Genomic DNA, 25,560 nt, shown 5'->3' with positions numbered 1-25,560 from the left:
TCCTTTGAAACGTCGATGCCAATGAAAGAGTGGGGATTGTTTGCCATGTGATCTGTTTTTTATAGTTTTGTACAGATTACCTAGTTTTTACCCCATCGATCCTAGTCCTTAATAATGGGTATTGCCCTAATTGTTATCTGGTCACTAAGGGAAAAAACGGTAGCGGATTTGATCATTGCCTAGGTATAAAAACCTTCACGGAAAGAGAATTTGCCGCTACCGTTTTAGGTAATCTTTCTAAAAGGCTAACTTAAACAATTAACCCTTTCTATTATTATACAAATCTAAAGGACGGAAAGTCTCCGCGCAATGACGTAAGCTTATAATTTAACACCTTTATAAAAACAAAAATCTTAACTAAATTAGACCTCAAGTTTTAAATTTTACCTATACTCAATCATCAAATAACCCATCACCATGAAAAAATCCCTAACCCCAGAAAGTTCCACAGAACTACTCCAAATCCTTCAAAAACGTTTTGAAAAGAACATGGATAGACATCCAAATATCTCCTGGGAAACAGTTGCAAAATCCTTACAACAAAACCCTGAAAAACTATACATCATCAATGAAATGGAAGAAACTGAAGGAGAACCCGATGTCGTTTCGTTATCCAAATCCTCCGAAGACATTATTTTTGTCGATTGCGCAGCGGAAAGCCCCAAGGGCAGAAGAAGTTTCTGCTACGATCAAGATGCTTTAGACTCTAGAAAAGAACACAAACCCAAACACAGCGCAATTGGCTTCGCCAAAGAAATCGGTATCACCCTATTGAACGAAGAAGAATACCATACCCTTCAATCCTACGGAAAATTTGACCTCAAAACCAGCACTTGGCTAGCAACTCCAGCAGCAGTTCGGGATTTGGGAGGCGCTATTTTTGGCGATAGACGCTATAACCGAGTATTCATATATCACAACGGAGCAGAGTCTTATTATGCTGCAAGAGGATTTCGCGGAAAAATTATCTTATAGTTTATATATCTAAGAAAATTATGTATATTAGATTTATAATTACTAATTTACATGAAGGATTCCAAATTATTGAAAGGTACTTTGCAGACCATCATCCTGAAATTATTGTCAGGTACGGATCGGATGTATGGCTATGAGATCACCCAACAGGTCAAACAATTAACCGAAGGCGAATTTGTGTTGACAGAAGGTGCATTATACCCAGCTCTGCATAAATTAGAGGCAGAGGGTTTGTTGGCCACGGAGTCGGAGATAGTAGACGGTAGGGCAAGGAAATATTATTCCTTAACAGCAAAGGGAAAAGAGGAGCAAGTGGCCAAAGTGCAGGATGCACTCACTTTTGTGGAGAAACTTCAGCTGATCTTGAATGCAAAACCAAGTATATCTTAATGGAAAGGAAATTGAATAAAACAGAGCTAAAGGAGCTTTTAGCCTTTATTGAGCATAAAGGATATACCTTTGTGGATGTTCAATTGGAGATTCTTGATCATTTTGCCTGCAAGGTGGAAGAATTGATGACGGAGAGTCCAACATTGAATTTACAAGAAGCCATGGTACAAGCCCATCAAAGTTTTGGGGCAATGGGTTTTTCAGAAATTGAAGATTCCTTTGACCTTAGTCTTCAGAATAAATTCGTAAAGAGTCTTCCAGGAGATTTTTGGATATTCATGAAAAGCTGGCGATCGCCAGTTTATATCCTGTATTTTACTCTTTTTGCATATTTCATTCCTTTTACCGCTAATCCGTTTTGGGACGGGATTAAAATGGGATTGGTTGCTAGTATTATCATATTCGTCCCGGTTTATCTACTGAAATACAAGCCTATTTACAATAAATATAAGCTTTACAGATCTTATATTGGTATGATGATCCCTATGTTTACCATATTGGTTTTGTTGATTTCCGGAGAATGGCTCAGCAAATATATTCCATTAGCTTTATACAATATTCTTATTTTGGTTTTTATCTATGTGGCTCTAGGTATCTTGGATATATTCCACCGAAATTTAAAACTGATCGTTAAAAGAGTAGATGAAATGGAATTGGAGACACATTATTCCTAAAAAGCCATTTGATAAAATAAAAGCTATTTAATGTTATAACTAAAGCCATAAAATTCTTGGAAAATATAAATAGACCCACAATCCTGGGTCTATTTTTTTGAAAAAAATTCAAATAGGGGGGTAACATAATCTTTATCGGGTTGATATAATCATAAAAAGAACAAGATTATAAACTAAAAAATTACAGTTATGAAAAGATTATTACTATCAATGATGTTTATGACCCTCGCTCTACTTGGTATGGCTCAGGTCAAAGAGGCAGGCGATTTCCAAGTCGGTGTATTTGGAGGCGGATCATTCCCTTTGGGAACCTATAAATCCCTACCTGAAACCAAAACAGGATACTTGGGTGGTTTATTCATGGATAAATATTTCACCGGAAATAAATTTGGTTTAGGCCTTGATGCCCGATGGATCAGCCATGGCATTTCCAAAGCAGATTCCATATTCTTTGCCAATGGGTTTATGGAAACCAATTATAAGAATAAAGCCAAATTTCAGCATTTAGCTTTCACTTTCGGTCCCACTTATAAATATGAAAAAGGAAACTTCCAATTAGAAGCCTTTGTTCGGGGAGGGATGATGTTGCAGCGGTTTCCGGAATATGAAACCAATCTACATTACCGTGGTGGTGCAGTAGGCATGACCACTTTGCCCATCAAAAGAACCCTCAACGATTCAACCAACAAGGCAAATACCTGGGTAGGTTTGGCCGGCTTACGTTTCAACTACAAATTAAGTTCCAATTGGGCGGTATTCGCACAAGCAGATTATATGCAGTCCTTTGGAAGCAAATTCGGAGGAAAGGCTTCCCAATTCATGTTGGAAGAACGTATGCCTGCTGGTACACCTATCGATGAGAACACAGCAATCAAAAGTTTTACAGATCATTTTGAAGAAGGATTTACGCCAAGACAAACGCCTTATAAAAGTGTGAATGTAAGTGCCGGAATCAAGTATATTTTCGGAAAGAAGATCGTTGAAAAATATGAAGCGCCTAAAGTAGTGGAAACCGTAGTGCCTAATAAACAGCCACAGTCAAAAAGCATTCAGATCGTAGTGAAAGACAAACAGACAGGTATAGCCCTTAGTGGAGTTACGGTTTCGGTGGAATCTGATCAATATTCCAATAATGAGATCAGTAATGCGAACGGGGAGATATCCAAGATCAATGAAGCTCAAGCAGGAACGTATCGTATCCTAGGCGAAAAGAATGGCATCAAAACTGAAATTTTAACTTTGTCCGCTGCTGATTTTGCAGGCAACGAGGCGGTCATTTACCGAGAAATCTACCATGACGACCCTAGATTTACCTTGATTGGGGAAACCGTAGATTGTGATAAAAATCAAAATCTACCCAACATTGCCACCGTGCTGACCAATGCTGCTAATAAATCGAATTTGAGTCAAACTTCGGATAGCGAAGGGAAATTCATCTACCAACTGGATCAACGTTCGGACTACAGCATCGTAGCCAACCAGGCAGGTCGTTATTCCCAAACCGAATTAGTCAGCACCCAAGGACTTGACCGTTCGAAAACGCTCTATGTGACCCTTAAACTAGGCGTATGCAATTTGGTCGCAGGTGGTAATTGGGTATTGAAGAACATTCATTATGATTTTGATAAATCCAATATCCGTCAGGATGCTGCAGTGATACTGGATAATGTCGTATCCGTGATGAAACAGAATCCAACGCTACGGATCGAACTTTCTTCCCACACCGATAGTCGTGGAAATGATGCCTACAACCAACGTTTATCCCAACAACGTGCCAATGCTGCAGTTGCTTATCTGATGAGTAAAGGAATTGAACGTTCAAGATTGGTAGCCAAAGGTTATGGGGAATCGAGGTTATTGAACCATTGTGGAAATGGGGTCGATTGTTCTGAAGAACAGCATCAGGAAAACCGAAGAACGGAGATCAAAGTGCTGAATTACTAATATTAATCAATAATCTAAATCATGGAAAAAGTAGAAAACCAGGACTTGCAGATCGATGACCTGCAACCCAAAAGAATCTCCCTGTTCCTATTTATTATAGGTTACTTCTGGTACCTCATCCGGATCAGTCTTCCTTAGTCGATAGGACAACAGGTACAAAAGGATTATAGTTAATATGCTTGCGAGCCAGCGAAAAACTGGTGGTAGACCTGCAGCTTGCTGTAGGTCTATTTTTGTATTAGCCCCAGTATAGACCATATTTGCCCAATACCAAGGGTTCTTGCCCATGTCATCCTGTTCCAACAGATACAAACGTTTGGCCTCGGCTAAAGCCACAACAGGACTTCCACTTTGGCTGAGTTCATCATAGAATTTAGCCATCAGATCCAACGTTGCAGCATCATTCGCATACCAATGGTTGGCGACTACGCCGGGAATCCCTTTGCTGATGAAAGTTCTGTTCAAACTCGCCAAACCTTCGGATGGAAGAAGTTCACCGCTAGCGGTATTACAAGCCGAAAGAACCACCAGAGAAGAAGAAATCTGGAAATAACGAAGTTGATCGGTAGAGATGGGCTGTTGCAGCATCAGTTTAATCTTCCCATCCTGTTGGAGAACGGTGTGTGCTGCGATATGCACGATGGATTTCTGTTTCCAGATGTTTTCCAAGGTCATTTTATTCAGCTTGCTGAAAGGGTAGGAATTGGCATTAAAATGCTGATTTAAAAATTGAACTTCTTTCTCGACAAAAGGTAGGTCTACCAATGGTGGGTCGTATTCTTGGCGGTAAAGGACTTGGAGTTCTTGTTTTGGAAATTCTTTTTCCTTCAATAGTTCAAAGGTGAGGAGCGAATGTAGGTATTGTACATCATGATCCATGACCAGGAATTTCCTGTTGGGCATAAGCGTCTCGAAAGGTAAAACATGCAATTCATTGTCAAGGGATAGCTGGATTGTTTTTATGGATTTCTGAAGATTAGGTAATAATTCCGATCCCAATAATCCGGCCTGTTCAGCAAATACTTTAGGGTTTTGGTTATAAGCCTGCGGCGATTGGCTGAAATATTTCTCCTTGAAAGCTGCTATCTGGGGAAGAAGGTTTTCCATATTTACCTTATGGTAAAGAATACGGCCATCTACAACCTGAAAAATGGAAATACACTCGTTTTCATGGATGTAATAGGCATATTTCTGAATATTTGGCTCCTTTAAAGATTGGAGGAAGAATTCCTTACTTGGGATTTTCCGACGTTGTTCAAAATATTTTTCCTCCAGCTCGAAATCTGCAGTTAATTTGGAAATCGCGACATTGATTTCCTTAATTTCCGAAGAATCCTGCATCATATCCCGTTTGGCATAAAGTTCTTGTAATTCCTTTCCTGCGGCAGCCAATTCCGTGCTATCGGTCTCCCAATGATTCGATCGATTGATGTCGTTCCATAACAGCCGTCCTTTTGCTATTTCCGTAAGCCATAAAAGCTCAGCCTGTTGATTCTGCGTAAGGTTACTGATATCACCAATTTCACTAAAAATCTCTTCCATCAGCTTTCGGTTCCAGATATTGCCTGCAAAATGGTCCTTATCCGTACTTCTATTTTGTTGGTAAGCGAATTCTTTTTCCATGGATTGACTATAGTAAAAGAGCATAGAATCGATATCGCTTTTATCTTGAACTTTGGCCAAATTTCGGTAGGTCTCCACTAAACTGTAGTTGGAAACTGCAGTTCCCGAGGATTGTTTTTCCAGGAGTTGCTTGGCTTTCAAGAAATTGGATTTGGCTGCGTGCAGCTTGTTTTTATGTAAATGATAGTTCCCTAAATAGTTCTCTAAGACGGCTTTTTCCCGAAAACGCGCTGTAGGGAAATATTGGTATTCCAATTGGATGGCTTGGTTCAACAAAGGAAAGGCCTTGTCAATCTCCATTTTTTGGAAGAGGAGTTCAGCTTGTTGAGTAATAGCGGAAATACGTCCAGCGGCGGTCTCTGTTTTCAAGGGAATGCTCGAACTGATTTGGAGTGCCTGGTTATTGGAGTAGATGGCTGAATCGAGATTTTCCTCAGCAAGGAACACCTTGGATAAACCGTTCAACAGCAAAACCTGCAGGTTGGTCATACGCACTTTATCATTTTGATTACCTGTGACCATTAATTCCAAGCCTTTATTTCCAGCCTGTTTCGCTTTCAATAATTCGCCATCATGGAGATACAACAAGAGTAGGTTGTTGTAAAATCCGGCCTTAATTTCTGCGGAGTTCGACTCTTGGATTGCCTGTAATTGTAATCTTTCTGACTTTCCAAATTCACCGAAAATGCTGTAGAGGTTGGCCAAGGGTTTAGATAGGTAATTCAGCCGATCTTCCAAGGATAGGATTGGATTTTTGTTTTCCAGTAATAAAACTCTTTCATAATAGGTTGCAGATGCCAAAAACCGGCTATGTTCCAGGAAATTATAGGCCATGTTAAGCAGAATCCAACGATAGGTTTCCTGCTGTTCAGGACGAAGCGATTCCACTGATAGTTTTGCAATAAATGCTTCCGGTTCAGCCGCATAATATTCATATCCATCGTACGCAATCTCCCCAAGGGAATCCAGTTCCTGATTGGAGATACTGTCTTTTGATGCGGTCTTCATCCGAAGGTCCTGCTTGTTTGTCTGGCAAGCAGTTAGCCACCCAATGAACGTCAGGAAAAAGGTTAATCTTACAAACGCCACATCAAATAGAAATTTAGATTACTTTTATAAGTCTTGTCATATTGATACCGGATGCCGAATGCAGGACCAAGGTAGGCTCTACCGATATTTAGATCGACCAAGGGCGAAAATAATAAAGCGGATCGTTTTTCCTTTTCTGGAATATTTTCCTGGTCAAACGGTGTGGTTTCCCCATTTGCATTTAAGATATGATAAGTCGTTCGACCATCGTTTTTATAGTTGATCGTTGTTTTAGCCGCGGCGCCAATACCTGCCGAGATATACCTGTTGATGTTGTATCGAACCTGAATGGGTATCTGTAGGGAAAGATACTGCTTTTTGGCTATGGAATCATAGCTGCCATACGTTCGGTAAACCAATCCTCCTTTGCCATCGGGTATCTGGATTTCACCTCTTCGATTAATTCCCTGTAAATTAAGGTCTGTTCCGAAGGTACTGGCATACAGTTCCACCTGCCAATAGGGCCTTTTATACGGTGCGATTGGTGCCAAACCAACGCCAAGGCTTAGCCCTTTGGTCATCTTTCCAATTTCATCATCCTTAGGTTTTGCTGGCGCATTTAAGCCAAGGAAAAGGATAGGCGAAAGCCCGGGTCTGAACCGCAAACTGGCATTGTTAGTCCGGATGGGTTCATTTTTATCAAAATAGATATCAGTATGGCTTTTTAAAGTCTGTTTTTGTAGTTTTTTATGCGTCTGTAAAGTAAAACGGATAAAACCTTTACTGCTGTCCTGATCGGTAAGGGTAGGAGAGGCTTTACCGGGCAATGCGATACCCCGGAAATGAAAGATGATCTTATCGTCGTTTACAAATTCATAAGTATAGCAACCCAGATCATTGGCGGTTTTGCAGGTATCACAGCCCGGGTATAGGTTCAGCAATTTAAACGATCGGGTATTAATCTGCTTGGGAAAAAACATTTCTAACCGGATGTTTTTGGCATCTCCTTCGCCGTCGTTCTGGAACTGCACTTTATAGGTCAGCTTCTTTTTCTTGAATTGCAGTCTATAATCCACCAAGGCGGGACGAACCGACATTTTGTTGGGATCATGCGATTTAATAATGGGAACATCCAGTTTATGGATCATGGGGTCTTTTCCCTCGGCTAGATAGATCCCGGTAACCGTGATGATGGCATTTGTATCTGCAAGCATCTCCGGGGTGATATCCATGTTCAGAATGGAAAATTGGGTTTCTCCAATCGTGGCATCAATCTCATATTGGGAAACGGTATTGTATTCGTCCAACAACTCATGGAAGTATTTCTTGGCTTCGTTGGGTTTAAATTCAATTTCTTCGATAAGCCCATAATCCGGACTTCCACTTTGGGTGATGGATGTCCGTTGGACATTCGCCCATAACCTATCCAATTCTTGTTTTTTTTCTGTTGTAATGATTCTTTCCTGGTGGTATTGGGATTGGTTCGCCAAGAGAAATCCATTCGGATTGATCAATTTCTCATTGGTCAGGATCAGGATAGTTCCTTTTTCTGTGGTGGGTTTTACACCAACGACTAAGGACATATCTTCGCCAGGGACCGCATTCGCATTCTTAAAGATCTGGAATATCCCATTGGACTTGAAGAATTGCTGTTCAAAAGAGTTTGGTGTTTTGGAGTTGGACGCATATCGGCTTTCTACCTTTACCTTTGTTTTTGGTTTTTTTGGTCTCGGCCCGTTGTCATAATTATTGACAATGTATAAGGAAACCTCATAATCGCCAGGTCTGGCATATTGATGTTCAGGAGATTCTTTGGTACTGAAATTACCATCTCCGAAATCCCAGAGGTAGGTAAAATAAGCCTGCCGTCCACCTGGAATCGGAACTAATGGACGAATGATGGGATTGAATTTGATGGTTGAATCGAGGAAAACGGTTTCTATTCGGGAAGGAAAGGTATCTTGCCTCACCAAAAGGGTATCTTGGGACCAACTTGAAATACTGCAAAAAAGGCAGAGCAAAAGCAGGAAATATTTTTTCATATGGCTGAAAATTGGTGATTTTTTTACTGAATAATATAGGTTTATTAAGTAATAATTTTAAATTTACGAAATACTAACCATTATTATGCATCCTGACCAACAGCTCATTCAATTTCTTTTGGAAAACAATCATGCTGGGATACAGACCATCTATAAGCGATGTACCCCAAAAGTGGTACATATGATTTTGGCCAATTCCGGATCGGAGGATGATGCCTATGATATTTTTCAGGAGTCTTTGGTTGATATTTACCACATGGCGAGGGATCGGGATTTTCAGCTGGGCACTTCCATAGAGTCCTTTATGTTATTGGTATCAAAACGAAAATGGTTGAATGTATTGAAGAAAAGAAAGGGGGTGGAGGTAACAAATGCAGAAGAAAGTTTATCTAATAGTGTGGATGATTCGATGGAAGCCTATGAAGCCCATCTGCAGCAGGTGGATAAGGAAAACTTATTGATGGAGCAGTTGATGACCTTAGGCGAACGATGTCAGGAAATCATCAGGCAGTGCATGAATTCTAAAAATCAGGAGAAGATTGCGGAAATGTTGGGTGTTAGCTATGCCTATTTGCGTAAGAAGAAAAGTGAATGTATGGCCAAATTGGGCGAAAAATTGCGGAACCATCCCTTTTTTAAAATGAATAGATCATGAAAAGCTTAAGATCATGAAAACAAGAGATGAATTAATTCAGGATTATATCGATGGGGTTTTGCGGGCTGAGGATCGGTTGGAATTTGATCGTTTGCTCAGGGAGGATGTGGATTTTGGGAAGGAACTGAATTTGCAAAAGGAGATGCATGGGATTTTGAAGGATAGGTTGGGGTCGAAGGAGGAGGAACTGCGGACTACATTAAAGGCTGTAGAACGAGAAATTAGGGATGGGGAAAGGGACGCCAAGGCAGATGATGGAGAAATAAGCCCTGAAAATATTAAGGTGGTATCGTGGAAAAAATGGATAATTCCATTGGTTGCAGCGGCCTGTTTGCTGCTTATTGGTAAATTCTTTTTCTTTCCTTCAAGTTATAACTATGAACTTCCGGATATGCCTTCTGAGATTGTTCGTGGGCAAGAGGATCCTGAATTAAATAGGTATGAGGAAGCAGTAAAGGCATATAATAGTAAGGATTATGAGAAAAGTACGCTAATTCTTGAGGAGTTATCGGCGAAGGAACCGGAATTGTTGCAGTATCGCTATTTTTTGGGATTGAGTTTGATGGGGAAAAAGGATTTTTTAATGGCTGTTGACCAGCTAACGCCCATTGCGGATGGGGAATCGGTTTTTCAGCAGGATGCTTGTTATTACCTGGGAGTTTCTTTACATGAGTTGGAAAGGGATTCCGAAGCGGTGGAGTATTTAGAAAAGGTTTCTAGGGAAAGTAAGCATTATGAGGATGCACAAGAATTGTTGGAGATTATTTCTAAATATCACTAAGAGATAGGCTTAAAAAAAGTACGGCACTATCTTTAATTGCGATTGTTTCTTAGAGAAATAATCAATTTCATGAAAATAAAATAAATTTAATATCACTTAGTAGTTAGTTTAAAAAAATGTTTTTATTATTGTAAAGTATTCGTAATTAACCTTTTTAAGAAATGCTTTTTCTACAACATCTTAAAGATAATATCATATTTATACTTAAATCCTTCTTTATTCCGGATATAGACGTGATTAGTGTTGATACGAAAAGACTATTTAATAACCCAATAGATAAAAAGCTCTATATAGATACTATATATGAATTGAAAGCAGAATTAGAGAAAGGAAGTAAACAGATTTCAAAAACGATAACCCTATCAGATAAAACCCAAATAACGCTTTCTATCTAAATCTTTCTCCATGAGTTTTGGGTTAACTATACTTTCATTAACCTATATTTTATTCCTGATAGTCCCGGGAATAGTTTTCAAACGTTTTTTTTATCAAAATAATCCTCAAAAATCACCTGGGATTGGAAATTTTGCCGATCGAATAATAACTAGTCTTTTCTGTGGATTCATTATCCAAATTATTACGGTGTTGTTAATGATTATATGGACTAGCAAGGTGTCAACCATAGAATTCATTGATTATTATAATCGTGTGAGTAACATTCATGAAAAATTGGTTAATAATTCTTTGCCAATTATTTCAGTAACTCAGATATTGTATATTTTGGTTGAAATGCTAAGTTCATTAATATTAGCTGCAGCATTAGGATTAATAGGATTTAATATAATTCGTAAATTTAAGCTAGATGTTATTTTTCCAGTACTTAGATTTGATTCAGAATGGAAATATCTATTTCGAGATGATAAGCGAATTTTTGATGAAGACATTGTTTCGAACTACAGAATATTTGACACCGCTCAACTTGACCTAATTGTGAAAGAGACATCAGGAGATTCGTTAATATATTCAGGCATCTTGTATAATTATAAAACTAACAAAGAAGGTTCTTTAGAATATATTTCCTTAATGGAAACAAGGCGCTTTACAAAGAGAAAAGATTTTAAAGGAGTTAGAATAAAAGTTGTTTCTGGAAATCTTATTATTATACCATATTCAAATGTTTTAAATATGAATGTGACCTATTTTTACAGAAATAGGAAAACTACCAATAGATTTATTGAATCCCTGATTATTGTGATTTTCTCAATTTGTTTATTCCCAATAATCATTTTGCCATGGTTTTCATCTGCCCCATGGTATCGGTGCATGGCTTCAATACTTTTATTATTGTTGTCTTGGACAAGTATGATAGGTCTGTTATCTCCTTTGATTGGTGAAAAGAAAAATAAATTTAATATTGTAGGAATAATCACATTGGTTATAATATTTTTTGGAAGTTTTTATGGGGCAATGTTGTTACTTAATATAGATATATTAAATTTAATCAAAACACAGTTTATTGATTAACATAGGTATATTTCAACAAGTAATTGCGCAGAATCGCGCTTTTTGACAAAAAAAAACGAGGATCCTAAAATCCTCGTTTGTCTACTGTACCCAGGGCCGGGATCGAACCGGCACGAATTGCTTCATTGGTGTTTGAGACCAACGCGTCTACCAATTCCGCCACCTGGGCATATTCCGTTTGGAATGATGCAAATATAGGGCTTCTACTTTATTCTCCAAAAATAATTTTATCCTATGCCCTAAACTTATTGATTTTAAGCCTATTTATTTTTGTGTAGTTGAATTTTAAAACTCAGATTCTAAAATAGAAAATAATTTTAATAGGTAATTAAGAGTAAAATTCAATCAAATTACCCTTGCATTGCTTAGTTTTTTCCCTATCTTGTAAACATGGTAACCGAACAATTAGCCTTTTTAATCTTAGCTGCGATATGTATCATTGCAGGTGTAATCTTGCAAAAATCTAATAAGCCAGGCAGGTTTTACAACCGCTTATATTTTATTGGAGGAGTTCTTATTATTTTTTTCCTTTATAGCTATTTTTTCAGTTAAAGTTGGAATAGCTTCCGTTCAAGCTGGAATAACCTCCGTTTAAAATTGATTAATTTCAATTTCTCTATAAAATATACTATTTATTCATTTCTCCTTTTCTCATAAACTTATTTGATTTGGACATAAAACCCTATTAGACTAAGGGTGACCATTTTCTTTTAACTTTCCTAAGTACCATATCAAAAAAACATATCAATAGGATCCAAGACATGCCTCTAGAATTAACCTTTGGTTCTTAATGAATCCATAATCCAAGTGACATGTAAGTGAGTTGTAAGTGACTTTTGGCACTTACAACTCACTTACATGTCACTTAAATCTCACTTAAGCCCCAAACCAAACCTTAACAAAAGTTAACATTGATTAACATACTTCCAATTAAACGTTTTGATTTTTCCTCCCTCTAAAAGAGTATAAAACAAATTTAAAAACGATATAAAAATAGAATCATATGAAAAAGATATTCACTATAGCAGCATTGGTCGCAGGGATTTCATTCTCCGCATTTTCACAAGAAAAGAAAGAAGAAGTACGTCAGGATGTTAAAAAAGAACGTCGTATGAAAATTGACCGGAAGGAAATGAAACCAAAATCTCCAGAAGAGATTGCGAAACTGAAGACTGAACATATGGATAAAGAGTTGAAGTTTACCGAAGCTCAGAAAAAAGAAGTTTATGTTTTCCAATTGGAGAAAGCTAAAAAAATGGAAGCAAAACGCAATGAGATGATCGAAGCGCGAGAAATCCACCGCAAAGAAATGAAAGCGGAACAAGACGCCTTCCAAAAGCTTTTAACACCTGAACAGTTGGCGATTTTTAAAGATAAATTGGCAGATGGAAAAAAAGGAAGATTTGAACGTGGAGGGAAAGAATTCAGAACCCGTGAAATGCGCCATAAACGCATGGACCGTAAAATGCCTATAGAAAAAGAAACAAAAGAGGTTAAAGAGAACAGTTCAAATAGTTAAGCGAATAGAATAGTTCAAAAAAAACAGAATAGTTCAAATAGTTAGTAAGATTAGTTCAAAATAATAAAAAGAGGTTAGTAATTCTAATTGGTTGATTAGGTTAGTAATATTAGTTAGTGGTTATATGTTTAATTGAAGAAGGCCCCGCAGCGATGCGTGGCCTTTCTTTATTTTTTAATTCATGGTATTGATTCTGGAACCATCCTCCAGATCCTTTACCACTGTCACAGAACTAGGTATCCTTTCTTTCAGTTCTTCCACATGCGAAATAATCCCAACCACGCGGTTTTCCTGTTGCAAATATTGCAGCGTATCAAAAACCGTATTGATGGAATCAGCATCCTGCGTTCCAAAACCCTCATCGATAAAGAAGAAGTTCCTATCCGCTTTGTTCAAGGATTGTATGTTTTCGGCCAAGGCCAAGGCCAAACATAAAGATGCCTGGAACCCTTGCCCCCCGGAAAGGGTTTTTACCGATCTCCGGTAACCATTGTTCAAATAATCGATCACTTCAAACTCATTGCTTTCATTGATCGTCAGACTCAACTGGTTCCGGGTCAAACGATGGAAACGATGATTCGCCATCTCACACATCTGCCTTAAATGAATTCCCGAAACATAATTTACAAAACCATTACCCTTGAAAAGGTTCTCCATGGTCTTTAGATTGCTTCCGCGATTGCTCAAGGCATCAAACTCCTCCAATAATTTTTCTTTCTTGCCAAACTCCACCGATAGATGGTTCAATTCCTTCTCCAATCCACCCGTTAAGGAAAGCTGAAGTTCCAATTCCTCTTTTTTCAGATTGAATAGGGCATGGGTGGTCTCCAATTCCTCTTCTGAGTAGGTTTTTTGAACCAGAAAATCTTTTAAAGCGGCTATCTGCGTCTCCAACACCTCCAAACGGACATAAAATTGCTGAATCCGTTGGCGGATATTTTCTACATCCAATGGCCGTTGGATGATCTGTTGCACCTCAATAATATCATTGAACCTGAACTCCTGCAATAATTTTGTCAACTGCTCTTTTCGGGTTTTCAATTGAAGGTTGAAACCGCTCAACTGGTCGATAGCGGATTGGTATTGACCCACCACCTCTGCCAATTTTGTGCGGAAGGTGTTGACCTTTTGGTTCAAGCTTAAATAGGTGGTTTCTATATGGACAACCGAAGTCTCCAAGGTCAATTTGGCCTTTTTTACCTCATCCAAGCCCTGCGCGACAAATTCCGAAAATTGGAATTTCTGCAGATTATCCTGGTTCTGCTTATTGACGCCCTGAAAAACGGAAATTTCATTGCGAATGACTTCCAATTCCTTTTCGTATTTCTGGATATTCTCGCGAGTTTTCGAAAGTTCGGATTGCGTCTGTTTTATTTGGGCTTCCAGATCAAGGATCTGCTGCTCATTCTGTTTTAATTTCTGTTTCTGCGCCTCAAACGCATTCGGATCTTCTGTAGAATATCCTTCCCAGTTAAACTGATGGATGTGGTTTTCCATCAGAGAATCCAATCGCTGAAGATCCAACGTCAACCGTTCTTCTTGTACTTTACGCGTGCCCAACGAATGCGCATTTAAGCTAAGTCTTTGTCTTAAGGTTTGGAAATCAGTACGGCTTACTTCCAGGTTTTTCCGAAGATCTTTACTTTTCTGAAGCTCTTCCTGGATATGTTCCGCCACCATGGGTTGAGGATGGTCCAATGCGCCACAGAGCGGACAAGCTTGCCCTGATTGCAGTTCATTGGCAAATGTACTCAGTTTTGCCTGCACCTGAAGCTGTGTCTCCTGTTCCCGTTGCTGTAAGAGCTGGTTTTCCAGCAATTGCAGCTCTTTGGAAATCATATCTTCATAATTGTCCAAATGGTAGCCTTCCTGACTGAAGGCTTTCAGCTCAGTTTCGATGTCGTGCTTGCACTGTTCCGCCTGTTGTTTGACCTGTTGGATCTGCTGTTGGAAATTTTCCCTTTGCTGATACCATTTTTCCATGGCAATCAATTGGCTGCTGTCTATTTTTTGGGCTTTCAGCTTTTCCAGCTCTTCTTCCAATTGCTGGCTTTTTGCCGCCAGTTCCAACTCAGCTTGCTTGGTCCTTTCCACAAAAGGAGTGCCTTTCGCCAAACGTACTTCCGATTCCTCGATCTTACGTTCATTCTCTTTGATCTGTAGGATCAGTTTGTAATCTTCGACCTGTGTCCTGAAATTATTCAGGTTCAGGTAATCGGATTGGATCGCATGTATTTCCCTATCGATCACATCGATCTCATGGGATTGACGGTCTTTTGTAGCACGAAGATTCTCTATCTTATGGATCAGGGTTTCCCGCTCGGTATTCAATGCCTGCAGGTTGTTCAGAGGCTCACGGAAGGCATTTGCTGTTTGCTCGTATTTGTTCAGCTCTTTTTCCTGCTGTTGTATTTTGTCCTTGCTCTGCTGGAGCTCGGCGAATTGCGCTTGTTTTTGCTGCAATTCGATCTGCTTATCCTTGAATTCCTGGATCTGCTGCACCTTATCCAAAAGTTCCTGGTAGGTTTCGCGGGTCTGCACCAACGTTTCCTTCGCTTCTTTCACTTCCCGTTTTTTCTGCTCCAAGGCTTCCGCGGAGATGCTCTCAAATCCGGAGAGCGCTCCTCTGAGATTCTCCAGTTTGCGATTATTCGCAGCTTGAAGATGGGATACTTTTGGTCCCAGGTCAAATTTGTTCAGGAAGAAGATTTCCTTCATCATTTCGGAACGTTCCTTTCCTTTAAGCTCCAAAAATTCCTTGAACTGTCCTTGTGGGATAATGATCGTACGACGAAAGTTGGGGTAGGAGAGGTTGGTGATCAAAGCACCATCCGCCGATTCCATGGGAATCCAGGCTTCCTCTTTCCATTCGTAGGCGGTACGTTCGATAGGCGTGGTGTCTTCGAAGTTCTTCCTCCGTTTCCATTGGGCAACAAAGCGGAACTTTCGGTTCTCGTAATTGAGGAATTCAAATACAATCTGTGTTTGATTGGATTTGAGGTTCATCATGTTGTAGGCGCGTTTGTCGGTTTTGTTCAACCGTTCCGTATCGCCGTATAAGGCAAAACTGATGGCCTCCAAAATGGATGATTTTCCGGAGCCAACAGCGCCAAAGATGCCGAATAATCCGGCATCCGTTAATTGGGTAAAATCTATGGTTTGCTTCTCCTGATAGGAGTAAAGCCCTTCAATGCTCAGTGATAATGGCAGCATAAATTAATCTTCCTTTTCTAGGTTAATCTTCCTTTTCTAGGGTATTCGCAGATACCTCATCAAATAATAACATTAATTCTTCGTTAGGTTCCTGGCCGTATTTTGACTTGAAGTAATCGATGAACAAATCCTTCATATCTTGCTCCAGGTTAACATGTTCACAGGTATTGGCAAGTTGATTGGCCTGCTTGACCACCGGAATAATATGGATGATGCCATCATGGGCTTCATGCAGGCGTTTCATATCCTGTGCCGTCAGGAAGGTATCACTCTCTATAGTCAATTCAACCAGGCTATTCGGGTTTTCATGCAACCAAACGACTGCCTCATCTATGGAGGTGAATCTTTTTCGGAATAAGGATCGCCCTTTTGTCAATGGAATTGTTCGTGTCAATGCGTTTTTATTAGGTTCCAGATCTACAATGACCACCTGTTTTTCCTGTCCGCTTTCAGAAAAGGAGTAGCACAATGGGCTACTTGGATATACCACTGGTCTATCTTCCGGACCAATCTGATGATAGCGGTGCAAATGTCCCAAAGCGGTGTATTGAATCTGCTGGGGGATACTGTCTGAATAGACCAGATCCGCATAGCCTAATTTGATCGGCTTTTCCCCTTCCGGCTCTTCCAATATTTCCCCACCTCTTTTTAACATGTACAGGTGTGTTGTCAGGATATTAACGCCATAGCCGTCGCAATATTGCTGCGCCAGGGAACTCCAGCTCTCTTTAAGGGCTTCCTGCAATTGAGCGGCCTTGTCCTCAAATCCCAGAAATTGTTTTAAACGGATTTCATTGGCAAATGGGGTGGCTATAATTCGGGCCGGATAATAGTATTTTGGAAGTTTGATTTCCATAAACCCTTTATCCACTTTGATGATATCAAAGGCATTTTCCACCGTAAGTGGTCTTACTTCCATATGGGGATATCCAAAAAAGAAGATGCCACAGGCTCTAGCCAACGGATCCGGGGAATCTATACGATCGGGCGAATCGTGATTGCCTGCAATGGCAATGACCGGTCTTTTGCCCTCGTTTGTCAGTCTTTTTAAGGTTTTATATAATAATTCCGTGGCTTCGACGGTAGGATTGAAGTTATCGAACAGATCGCCTGCCACAAGTACTAAGTCCACTTCTTCACGTTCAGCGATCTCGCAAATCTCTTCCATGACCTCCCGTTGTTCCTCCATTCGGGAAAAGAAGTCGAGCTTTTTGCCAAGATGCCAATCTCCAGTATGTAATATGCGCATGAATCAATTTTTTGTTAAGGTGATGGTTAAAAGTACAGTTTTTTCAACAGCTTAGGCGTTAAGAAATGTCAAAACTTATCCGTTCGTGTAAAAGAAAATGTGGTCAGATGGTCTGAACTATTTACCTAGTTCCGAACAACCGACCACATCTAAAATCCTATTCCTGAGGAATATGGACTTCTATTTAGGGTGTTACCTGAGTCTTTTTGGGACGTTTATATTAATCTTTTAAGATGGTATGAGGTTCTGTTTTACCATTATGGCAAGTGTTACAGGTAATGTTCATTACTTTACCCTCATGCTCATGCTTGAAATGCTTTTTGTTGATCTGATTGGTCATTTTGATCATGTACCTCGCTACGTCTTTGTTTGGGTTGGTATCCAAAGCGAAATCCAATCCGCGTTCGCCATTTGCTTTTGGGGCATGGCAGTGGTTACATTTTACGCCCAAGGCCATGTTGAATGATTTCATGACTTTGTCCAGCTCCTCGTGAGAGATATTTTTAGGTAATACTTTTAAGTTTTTAGGTCTTTCTTCTTGTTTTGCCTGATTAAAAGCTGTTAATCCAAGGACGATGGCGAAGACAGCTAGCAGGGTAATCATTGTTCTTTTCATGTGCAATTTTTTTGATAGGTAATGCAATATACTAAGTATTTTAAAGAAATGTAATAATAATGTCATGAGAAATTATATTACACTGGAAAACAGCGTGTTGTATCGTTTGGTTTGTCGGTAAAAATTGGAGTTGCTATCTTGCGACCCTATTTTTATAGATAAATCACCTGAAAACCCTAGGTTTTCCTATTGAAAAACATGAAAAGAATCGTTATTGTATTAGCTGTTATTTTATCGTTTACAGCATTTTCTGCACAGGCTCAATTGAAGGCTGTGAAAGCTAAGTCCGGTTATTCGTATTGGGTAAGAGTTCCAAAAGATGTTAAAGCAAAAGAGAAATTACCTGTTATTGTTTTTTTGCATGGGCGAAGTTTATCGGGGCATGATTTGAATCGGGTTAAGCGGTATGGTGTTCTTAGGGCAATCGAGCGGGGGAAGGATTTGGATGCGATTGTGGTGGCTCCGCAGACTTCCAACGGATGGAATCCGGATAAAGTGATTAAAGTGTTGGATGAGGTTTTGGAGGATTATCCTGCTGATAGGCATCGTGTTTATGTGTGCGGGATGAGTATGGGTGGTTATGGTACGTTGGATGTGGCGGGGAAGTATCCTGACCGTTTTGCTGCGGCGGTGGCTATCTGTGGGGGTGGAACGGTTTCCTATGCGTGTAATTTGACGCAAGTACCGGTTTGGATTCAGCATGGAAGCGCAGATACGGCCGTGCCGGCTTCGGAGAGTAAGAAGATCTATAATGCGATCAAGAAGTGTAATAAGAATGCTGATGCAACTTTGACGATTATTCCTGGTGGGACGCATGGAAGTGTGGAAAGGTTATTCCATGGGGAGAAGATTTATGATTTTATGTTTAAGTATTCGAAAGGGGATAATTTTAATGGAGGGAAGTAGGTTGTTTTTGGTATCCTGATCAGTGTCATCCTGAGCGTAGTCGAAGGATCTGTTCGCTAGTAGCCGTACAGATCCTTCGATTATGCTCAGGATGAGATGGGTAAAGATTGCTTCGTCGTGCCTCCTCGCAATGACGCAACAATCATCCAAAGATGACGCTGGGATGCCTCCTCGCAATGACGCGGTCAGGGGCGATGGCTGTGAATCCCAGAACCTACAAAGTTCCCATAGCAGCAAATAAACCACCCAACATGCTAAACACGATTATCAAGCCATACAATACCAAAAAGCAGATGATCAAGATTCCTACATACTTATAATGCTTTTTCAGAAATCCAAAAGCTGATTCCAATTCCGCGGAATTATTCATATCAATCGCTTTCTTTAAATTATCTCCAAATCTATAAAGCCATAAAATTGGCAGGAAATAAAGCGCCATAATAAATACAAATCCAATAAAACCTGCAAATCCAGCGAATATATTTAAGCCTTCGGCAGCAAACGGAGACATGTTTGGAGCTAATAAGAAGAAAAATCCTAAACCCAAAACATTTAATCCAATGCCGACAAATCCAATAATGGCCAAGAATTTACTCCATTTGGCAATTTCGCGGAGATGTTCGATGGAAAAAATCGTTAATTCCAGCTTAGATTTGAAAGAGGGATTTGTTACATGTTGATCAGGTTGTCCATAAGCGGATTGCTCCGGTCGATGTTCATTTGGCTGTTGCGGATTGAATTCATTTTCATTTGATTCCATAGTACTTGTGGATTTAGTGGTTGAATAATTGTCTCCCTAAATATAAAACATATTTGCTTAAAAAATTGTTCCATTAACGGAAAATCAAAACATTTTTTGTATTTTAAGATTTATAAACCAAAGGAATAATTATGATTAGAGTACTGTTGATCGCGTTTGTGCTATTGATAACCGATGATATTAAGGCGCAAAAATTGGACTTGAATGCTGTTCGGAACGATTTCAATAAAGGGGTGAAGGATGAGAAATTATGTAAACGATATTTGGATCTTTTGGATGACCAAGCCGATACACCGGTCGAACGCGGATATGCTGCAGCCTTTCATATGTTCATGGCCAAACATACCTCCAATCCGTTCAAGAAAATGGGGTTCTTTAAGGATGGCAGAGACCGCTTGGAAAAAGAGTTAAAGTCCAATCCCAACAATGTAGAGCTTCGCTTCATCCGACTCAGCATACAGTACCACATTCCCAAGTACTTAGGCTATCACGATGCCATCAAAGGAGATAAGGATTACCTCAAAAACAACCTCCATAAATTGGATGATAAGTTTACGAAAGAAAAAATTTACAAATATTTAAAGGGTGCAAATATGTATACTACCGAAGAATTAGCGTTATTAGGTAGATAAACAAGTATATTAGCACAATGAACATTAAATTCCTTTTCGTAGTAGCCCTTAGCTTATGCGCTCAATTTGCCCTCGCACAGATTAAACAGGTCATCCCTGAAGTTACTTCCCTCGATATTACCGATCGATTATGGGTAACCGTGATCCCAAGTGATAGCAGTCAGGTGGAAATTAAAGGGGAATTGGCAGATAAAGTAGAAATCATTATCGCTGGAAACAGCCTTCGTTTAAAAATGAAAGCCGGTTTCTTGATGAAAGGAAATCAAGCCCAGGTGATGGTCTATTCGCCAAGATTGAACCGTTTAACCGCACGTAAAGGCTCCGAATTATATGTGGAACAAGAAGAATTACAGGGCGATAGCCTGTTCTTTACTTCGCTCGAAGGGGCTAAGATCCGGGCTAAAGTAGGCAGTAACGCTGTTGAAGCTATTGCAGGAACCGGAGCAAGCATTGACTTATTAGGTTCCAGCCAATCCTTATCCGCAACATCCACAGCCGGAGCTTCCATTTTCGCGAAGGATTTACAGGTTAAAAGTGCCTTTGCCAGGTTGAATGCCGGTGGTAAAATCGAAGTGAATGCCTCAGAATCGGCAGATGTGGAAACCAGGATGGGAGGGAGCATTGAAGTGTATGGCAAACCTGCACAAACCAAACAGCGTAAAATTGCCGGAGGAAAGATAAATTTTCATTAATAATGTTTAATTTTCATTAATTTATCTCCTTAAAAATCATCCGTGATTTGTAACTTTGCGCCATGTCAGAAAAAATAATCATTCTCGATTTTGGATCTCAGTATACGCAGTTAATTGCACGTCGCGTTAGAGAGCTTAACGTTTATTGTGAAATTCATCCCTTCAACAACCTTCCAGCATTTGATGATACGGTAAAAGGAGTGATCTTTTCAGGTAGTCCTTATTCTGTTCGCCAGGAGGATGCGCCTCAAATCGATTTCCAAGCTATCCAAGCGAAATACCCTTTATTAGGGGTTTGTTATGGAGCGCAATACATTGCCCAGAAATCTGGAGGAGATGTTTTACCATCAGAAATACGTGAGTATGGACGTGCTAACCTACAGTTCGTAGACCAAGAGAATGCATTATTAAAAGGTATCCCTACACAATCCCAAGTATGGATGAGCCATGGTGATACCATCAAAGAAGTTCCAAGTAATTTCACCATCATTTCCAGTACCGATAAAGTGCGTGTTGCAGCTTATCATGTACAAGGAACGAATACCTACGGTATCCAATTCCATCCGGAAGTAACCCACTCTACCGATGGCCAGGTTTTATTGAAAAACTTTGTGATCGATATCTGTGGATGTCATCAGGATTGGACGCCAGATGCTTTCGTTGAAACTACCGTGCAGGAGTTGAAAGCACAGTTAGGAGATGACCATGTGATCATGGCCCTATCTGGAGGGGTGGATTCAACCGTAGCTGCGGTATTGTTGCACCATGCTATCGGCAGTAAATTACACTGTTTCTTTGTAGACCATGGTTTGCTTCGTAAAGATGAGTACGAGCAGGTTTTGGCTTCCTACAAGAACATGGGATTGAACATCAAGGGTGTTAATGCGAAAGAATTATTCTTTTCTAGACTAGCAGGTGTATCAGAACCTGAACAAAAACGTAAAATTATTGGTGCTTCCTTTATCGATGTATTCGATGAGGCTGCCAAAGAGATACAAAAAGAACTTCCTGAAGGCGCAGAGGCAAAATGGTTGGGTCAGGGTACCATCTACCCAGATATTATCGAATCCATTTCGGTCAAAGGTCCTTCGGCAACCATCAAGTCTCACCACAATGTGGGTGGATTACCTGACTACATGAAATTAAAGGTTATTGAGCCTTTAAAAACACTTTTCAAAGATGAGGTTCGTCGAGTTGGTAAAACATTAGAAGTTGATCCGGCCATCCTTGGAAGACATCCTTTTCCAGGACCTGGACTAGCAATTCGAGTTTTAGGAGATATTACAGAAGAAAAGGTACGAATTTTGCAAGAGGCAGATGACATCTACATTCGCAATTTAAAAGAATCAGGATGGTACGATAAAGTTTGGCAAGCAGGAACTATTTTCTTGCCTGTACAATCAGTGGGCGTAATGGGCGATGAACGTACTTACGAACATGTTGTTGCCCTTCGAGCTGTAGGCTCTTTGGATGGCATGACAGCTGATTGGATTCATTTACCGTACGATTTGCTAGCTAAAATTTCAAATGAAATCATCAATCATGTCAAAGGAATCAACAGAGTCGTGTATGACATCAGTTCAAAACCACCAGCTACCATTGAGTGGGAATAAACTAAAAAATATTTCTAATCGTGCATTCACAGCAGTATGCCTTGGGGCAGTACTTGCTGTGAGTTCATGTACGCCAAAAACAACAGGTGTACTTCGTAATCCTACCGTCCACGGAGGTAATGTAGGTTCAGAAACCACGAAACCTACCACCAAAGCGGAAGAAAAAAAGAATGAAGAAGCCAAAAAAGCGGAATTAAGCCCTAACATTGCCTTATTACTTCCTTTCCAATTGGATAAGGTGGCGGGGCATAATGTGGTGGAAGCCGATGTGAAACGTTCGGCTTTGGCCTTGGACTTTTATCAAGGTTTTCAATTGGGCGTAAATGAAGCTTCCAAGAAAAATGGGAACATTAAGATAAATGTGATGGATTCCCAGGATTCGGAGATTCGCAATGTGACTTTGGCGGCAACTAAGGATGTGACGGAAGCGAGTTTGATCGTTGGCCCTGTTTATCCAAAGGAGATCCGTTCTTTTGCACGAGCGAATACCAACAAAAAAGTACTTCAGGTAAGTCCTTTGGCAGCTTCTATGCCAACGGAATTCAATATCAGCAACCTGGTTTCCATTACGCCACCAATCCGCATCCACATGCGTGCTGTAGCGAATGAGATCAATGCGAAATATCGCGCAGGCGATGTGGTAATCGTTTTTGATGCCCGTGATAATGATCACCGTCAGTTTATCGATGGCTTTGATGCTGAACTAAAAAGGATCAATCCAAATGTTATCATCAAGCATATTGCTTCCACTTCCCAATTGGGATCGGCGATGCCTGATGTTGGCTATGCCTTTGTGGTCTGTGGAACGACTGAAAGAACCCAATTGCGTTCTTTTGTAAGTACCTTGGATAATTTGGTAAGTAGTGGAAACAGCATCAAATTATTCGGACACCCACTTTGGGAAAGGATAGATTTTAGTCCTTACGATAATTTTTACCGCATGGATCCAACCATTACTTCCGAGAGCCATTTGAAAGTATGGAGTTCCGAAGTACAGAATTTCCAAAGAAACTATAAAACGCAGTTTAAGGTTGATCCTTCGGATTATGCCTATAAAGGCTATGATGCGGGACGCTTCTTCACGACAATGTTGAATAAATATGGTCAGGATTATGCCGAAAAGATTGTGGATGAAAAATACAATGGGATCTTTTCCAATTATCAATTCAGTTATAATCCGCAATGGGGCTATGTAAACCAATCGGTGAATTTTAGGACCTATAGGAACGGTTCTTTTCAATAATCATTTCATGCTGGAGTTTAATCCGAAACGAGTTCAGGGACAGGTTCGTAATTTTGAGAGATGCATGGCGTCTTACTCGTTTAATGAACCTTTCTCCCGATATCTGACACAATTCTATAAAAGTAATAAACAGATGGGTTCATCCGATAGGCGGATGAATTCCAGGTATTGCTATCATTTTTTCCGTTTAGGAAAGGCATTGTCGACATTAAGTCTGCAGGAGCGATTGGTGGTTGCCGAGTTTTTATGTGAAAGCGAAAGTGCTGCTGTTGCGTTGTTTCAACCGGATTGGATTTCCAGGATTTCGGATGATCTTCTTAGTAAGATTGCATTTATAAGCAGTATCTATGGGGATTTCCTTGGGGATGTCTTTCCATTGTTGGAGGATCTTTCTCCGTCGATCAATAAAGAAGAATTTATCATTTCCCATTTTGTTCAACCTGACCTTTACATCCGCCTTCAAAAAGGAAAAGAAGATGTGGTTAAAAAGGAACTGGATCGTCAAGGAGTGCAGTACCAGATTATTGCACCTCAGACCTTGGCATTGGCCAATGGGACCAATCTACAGCAGTTCAGGAAGATTGATGGGGCATATGAGGTTCAGGATCTATCTTCCCAACAGACTTTAGATGGGGTAGAATTTGCACCTAAAAGCTCCTGGTGGGATTGTTGTGCAGCATCTGGAGGCAAATCTCTTTTGCTATTGGATAAAGAACCTGATATCAAATTGATGGTTTCGGATATCCGTTTGAGTATTCTTCGGAACCTGGATGAGCGCTTTGAAAGGGCGGGGGTGAAGACCTATTTCCGTAAAAAGATCTTGGATCTGAGTACACCGGTAGAAAACCTGATGTCCGGAGAAGCCTTTGATGGGATTCTTTTGGATGCGCCATGCTCTGGTTCTGGAACCTGGGGAAGAACGCCTGAAATGCTTTCCAAAATTGAAAAGTCGGATATTGATGCTTATGCTGATTTACAGAAGAATATTGCGAGTAATGTAATCCCTTATCTGAAAGTGGGTAAACCGCTGGTTTATATTACCTGTTCGGTTTATGCACAGGAGAACGAGGAAGTGGTGAATCAGTTGGCTGCCGAGTTTGGGTTGGAAGTGGAAGAAATGCGGACCATTGCAGGGTATACTAAAAAAGCGGACTCCATGTTCGTTGCCCGCTTGAAAAAGTCTTCTTGATTGAATTCTTTATAATGCTGATTGCATTCCTTTTTTTTGTTAATCACAATTTAAGGTGTAACCCTCCCGAAAATTCGGACTGTCTGAAACGCGAAAATTCGTAACTTAGAACAGTACAATGAAAAAGACAAGAATCAGCGAGAGCCAGATTGTTTCTGCGATCAAGCAACATGAATCGGGTAAAAGCACTTCGGACATCTGCAGGGAGTTGGGTGTCCACCAAGCAACCTTTTACACTTGGAAGAAGAAGTATTCCGGGATGGACAGCCAAGAGCTGCGCCGTATGAAGGAACTGGAGGAAGAGAACCGCCGTCTCAAGCAGATGTATGCGGACCTCGCCCTGGACCACAA

21 protein-coding genes and 1 tRNA gene are annotated in these 25,560 nt (G+C 40.1%); 15 read left to right on the top strand and 7 right to left on the bottom strand.

From position 1 onward, the window contains the following. The first annotated feature begins 417 nt into the window (after positions 1-417). The 4 genes from CRJ00_RS12255 (at position 418) to CRJ00_RS12240 (ending at position 3,983) form a co-directional block, all read left to right on the top strand. Entirely contained in the window at positions 418-975 is a 558-nt protein-coding gene (locus tag CRJ00_RS12255) for a DUF4256 domain-containing protein (RefSeq protein WP_180268488.1), read from the top strand. A gap of 51 nt (positions 976-1,026) precedes the next feature. Then, positions 1,027-1,365: a PadR family transcriptional regulator gene (locus CRJ00_RS12250; RefSeq protein WP_099367159.1), complete on the top strand. Its 339-nt coding sequence runs from the start codon at positions 1,027-1,029 to the stop codon at positions 1,363-1,365. Next, positions 1,365-2,039 carry a hypothetical protein gene (locus CRJ00_RS12245; RefSeq protein ID WP_099367158.1) on the top strand — a complete coding sequence of 225 codons (675 nt, stop codon included), beginning with the start codon at positions 1,365-1,367 and terminating at the stop codon, positions 2,037-2,039. The genes CRJ00_RS12250 and CRJ00_RS12245 overlap by 1 nt, the downstream gene beginning before the upstream one ends. Positions 2,040-2,228: 189 nt before the next feature. Further along, positions 2,229-3,983 (top strand): OmpA family protein, encoded by a 1,755-nt coding sequence (locus CRJ00_RS12240; RefSeq protein WP_099367157.1) that lies wholly within the window; start codon positions 2,229-2,231, stop codon positions 3,981-3,983. A gap of 87 nt (positions 3,984-4,070) precedes the next feature. On the opposite strand, the gene CRJ00_RS12235 is transcribed toward CRJ00_RS12240, so the two are convergent. Together CRJ00_RS12235 and CRJ00_RS12230 are read right to left on the bottom strand one after the other, a co-directional pair. Further along, positions 4,071-6,614 (bottom strand): CHAT domain-containing protein, encoded by a 2,544-nt coding sequence (locus CRJ00_RS12235; protein WP_180268487.1) that lies wholly within the window; start codon positions 6,612-6,614, stop codon positions 4,071-4,073. 68 nt (positions 6,615-6,682) lie between these two features. Further along, the gene (locus CRJ00_RS12230; protein WP_099367155.1) at positions 6,683-8,677 is read right to left on the bottom strand and encodes a PKD domain-containing protein; all 1,995 of its coding nucleotides are present in this window, start codon (positions 8,675-8,677) and stop codon (positions 6,683-6,685) included. 118 nt (positions 8,678-8,795) lie between these two features. On the opposite strand from CRJ00_RS12230, the gene CRJ00_RS12225 reads away from it, so the two are divergent. The 3 genes from CRJ00_RS12225 to CRJ00_RS12210 all read left to right on the top strand — a co-directional run bounded on the left by CRJ00_RS12225 (position 8,796) and on the right by CRJ00_RS12210 (position 11,577). Beyond that, complete coding sequence (locus CRJ00_RS12225; protein ID WP_180268486.1) at positions 8,796-9,332, top strand: RNA polymerase sigma factor; 537 nt, start codon at positions 8,796-8,798, stop codon at positions 9,330-9,332. A 13-nt stretch (positions 9,333-9,345) separates the two neighbouring features. Then, complete coding sequence (locus CRJ00_RS12220; protein ID WP_099367153.1) at positions 9,346-10,113, top strand: hypothetical protein; 768 nt, start codon at positions 9,346-9,348, stop codon at positions 10,111-10,113. Positions 10,114-10,518: 405 nt separating this feature from the next. Then, positions 10,519-11,577: a hypothetical protein gene (locus CRJ00_RS12210; RefSeq protein WP_099367151.1), complete on the top strand. Its 1,059-nt coding sequence runs from the start codon at positions 10,519-10,521 to the stop codon at positions 11,575-11,577. Positions 11,578-11,664: 87 nt separating this feature from the next. On the opposite strand, the gene CRJ00_RS12205 is transcribed toward CRJ00_RS12210, so the two are convergent. Next, positions 11,665-11,746, bottom strand: a tRNA-Leu gene (locus tag CRJ00_RS12205). A gap of 834 nt (positions 11,747-12,580) precedes the next feature. On the opposite strand from CRJ00_RS12205, the gene CRJ00_RS12200 reads away from it, so the two are divergent. Then, the gene (locus CRJ00_RS12200; protein WP_099367150.1) at positions 12,581-13,096 is read left to right on the top strand and encodes a hypothetical protein; all 516 of its coding nucleotides are present in this window, start codon (positions 12,581-12,583) and stop codon (positions 13,094-13,096) included. Positions 13,097-13,270: 174 nt separating this feature from the next. Here the strand turns inward: CRJ00_RS12200 and CRJ00_RS12195 are convergent, their stop codons facing one another. From CRJ00_RS12195 to CRJ00_RS12185, 3 genes are all read right to left on the bottom strand, one after another. Next, positions 13,271-16,309 (bottom strand): SbcC/MukB-like Walker B domain-containing protein, encoded by a 3,039-nt coding sequence (locus CRJ00_RS12195; RefSeq protein ID WP_099367149.1) that lies wholly within the window; start codon positions 16,307-16,309, stop codon positions 13,271-13,273. A 22-nt stretch (positions 16,310-16,331) separates the two neighbouring features. Further along, entirely contained in the window at positions 16,332-17,558 is a 1,227-nt protein-coding gene (locus CRJ00_RS12190; RefSeq protein WP_099367148.1) for a metallophosphoesterase family protein, read from the bottom strand. 220 nt (positions 17,559-17,778) lie between these two features. Then, positions 17,779-18,174 (bottom strand): c-type cytochrome, encoded by a 396-nt coding sequence (locus tag CRJ00_RS12185; RefSeq protein ID WP_099367147.1) that lies wholly within the window; start codon positions 18,172-18,174, stop codon positions 17,779-17,781. A gap of 198 nt (positions 18,175-18,372) precedes the next feature. Here CRJ00_RS12185 and CRJ00_RS12180 point away from each other — a divergent pair, with 198 nt between their 5' ends. Then, positions 18,373-19,080, top strand: coding sequence for a prolyl oligopeptidase family serine peptidase (locus CRJ00_RS12180; protein WP_099367146.1), 708 nt, complete (start codon positions 18,373-18,375; stop codon positions 19,078-19,080). 214 nt (positions 19,081-19,294) lie between these two features. Here CRJ00_RS12180 and CRJ00_RS12175 read toward each other — a convergent pair whose 3' ends face one another. After that, positions 19,295-19,840, bottom strand: coding sequence for a hypothetical protein (locus CRJ00_RS12175; protein WP_099367145.1), 546 nt, complete (start codon positions 19,838-19,840; stop codon positions 19,295-19,297). Positions 19,841-19,971: 131 nt separating this feature from the next. On the opposite strand from CRJ00_RS12175, the gene CRJ00_RS12170 reads away from it, so the two are divergent. The 6 genes from CRJ00_RS12170 to CRJ00_RS12145 form a co-directional block, all read left to right on the top strand. Beyond that, positions 19,972-20,472, top strand: coding sequence for a hypothetical protein (locus CRJ00_RS12170; RefSeq protein ID WP_099367144.1), 501 nt, complete (start codon positions 19,972-19,974; stop codon positions 20,470-20,472). A 17-nt stretch (positions 20,473-20,489) separates the two neighbouring features. After that, the gene (locus tag CRJ00_RS12165) at positions 20,490-21,164 is read left to right on the top strand and encodes a GIN domain-containing protein (protein WP_099367143.1); all 675 of its coding nucleotides are present in this window, start codon (positions 20,490-20,492) and stop codon (positions 21,162-21,164) included. Positions 21,165-21,226: 62 nt separating this feature from the next. Beyond that, on the top strand, positions 21,227-22,777 hold the full coding sequence (guaA, locus tag CRJ00_RS12160) for a glutamine-hydrolyzing GMP synthase (protein ID WP_099367142.1): 1,551 nt from the start codon (positions 21,227-21,229) through the stop codon (positions 22,775-22,777). Next, entirely contained in the window at positions 22,734-24,020 is a 1,287-nt protein-coding gene (locus tag CRJ00_RS12155; RefSeq protein ID WP_099367141.1) for an ABC transporter substrate-binding protein, read from the top strand. The genes guaA and CRJ00_RS12155 overlap by 44 nt, the downstream gene beginning before the upstream one ends. A 7-nt stretch (positions 24,021-24,027) precedes the next feature. Then, entirely contained in the window at positions 24,028-25,209 is a 1,182-nt protein-coding gene (locus CRJ00_RS12150) for an RNA methyltransferase (protein ID WP_099367140.1), read from the top strand. A 118-nt stretch (positions 25,210-25,327) separates the two neighbouring features. Further along, the coding region (locus CRJ00_RS12145) for a transposase (protein ID WP_144038066.1) at positions 25,328-25,560 on the top strand (233 nt) is incomplete at its 3' end.

Source organism: Sphingobacterium sp. 1.A.4 (assembly GCF_002734245.1).
GTDB classification, from domain to species: domain Bacteria; phylum Bacteroidota; class Bacteroidia; order Sphingobacteriales; family Sphingobacteriaceae; genus Sphingobacterium; species Sphingobacterium tenebrionis.
The sequence above is the reverse complement of the archived record's forward strand: the minus strand, read 5'-3'. Positions and strand labels throughout refer to the sequence as shown.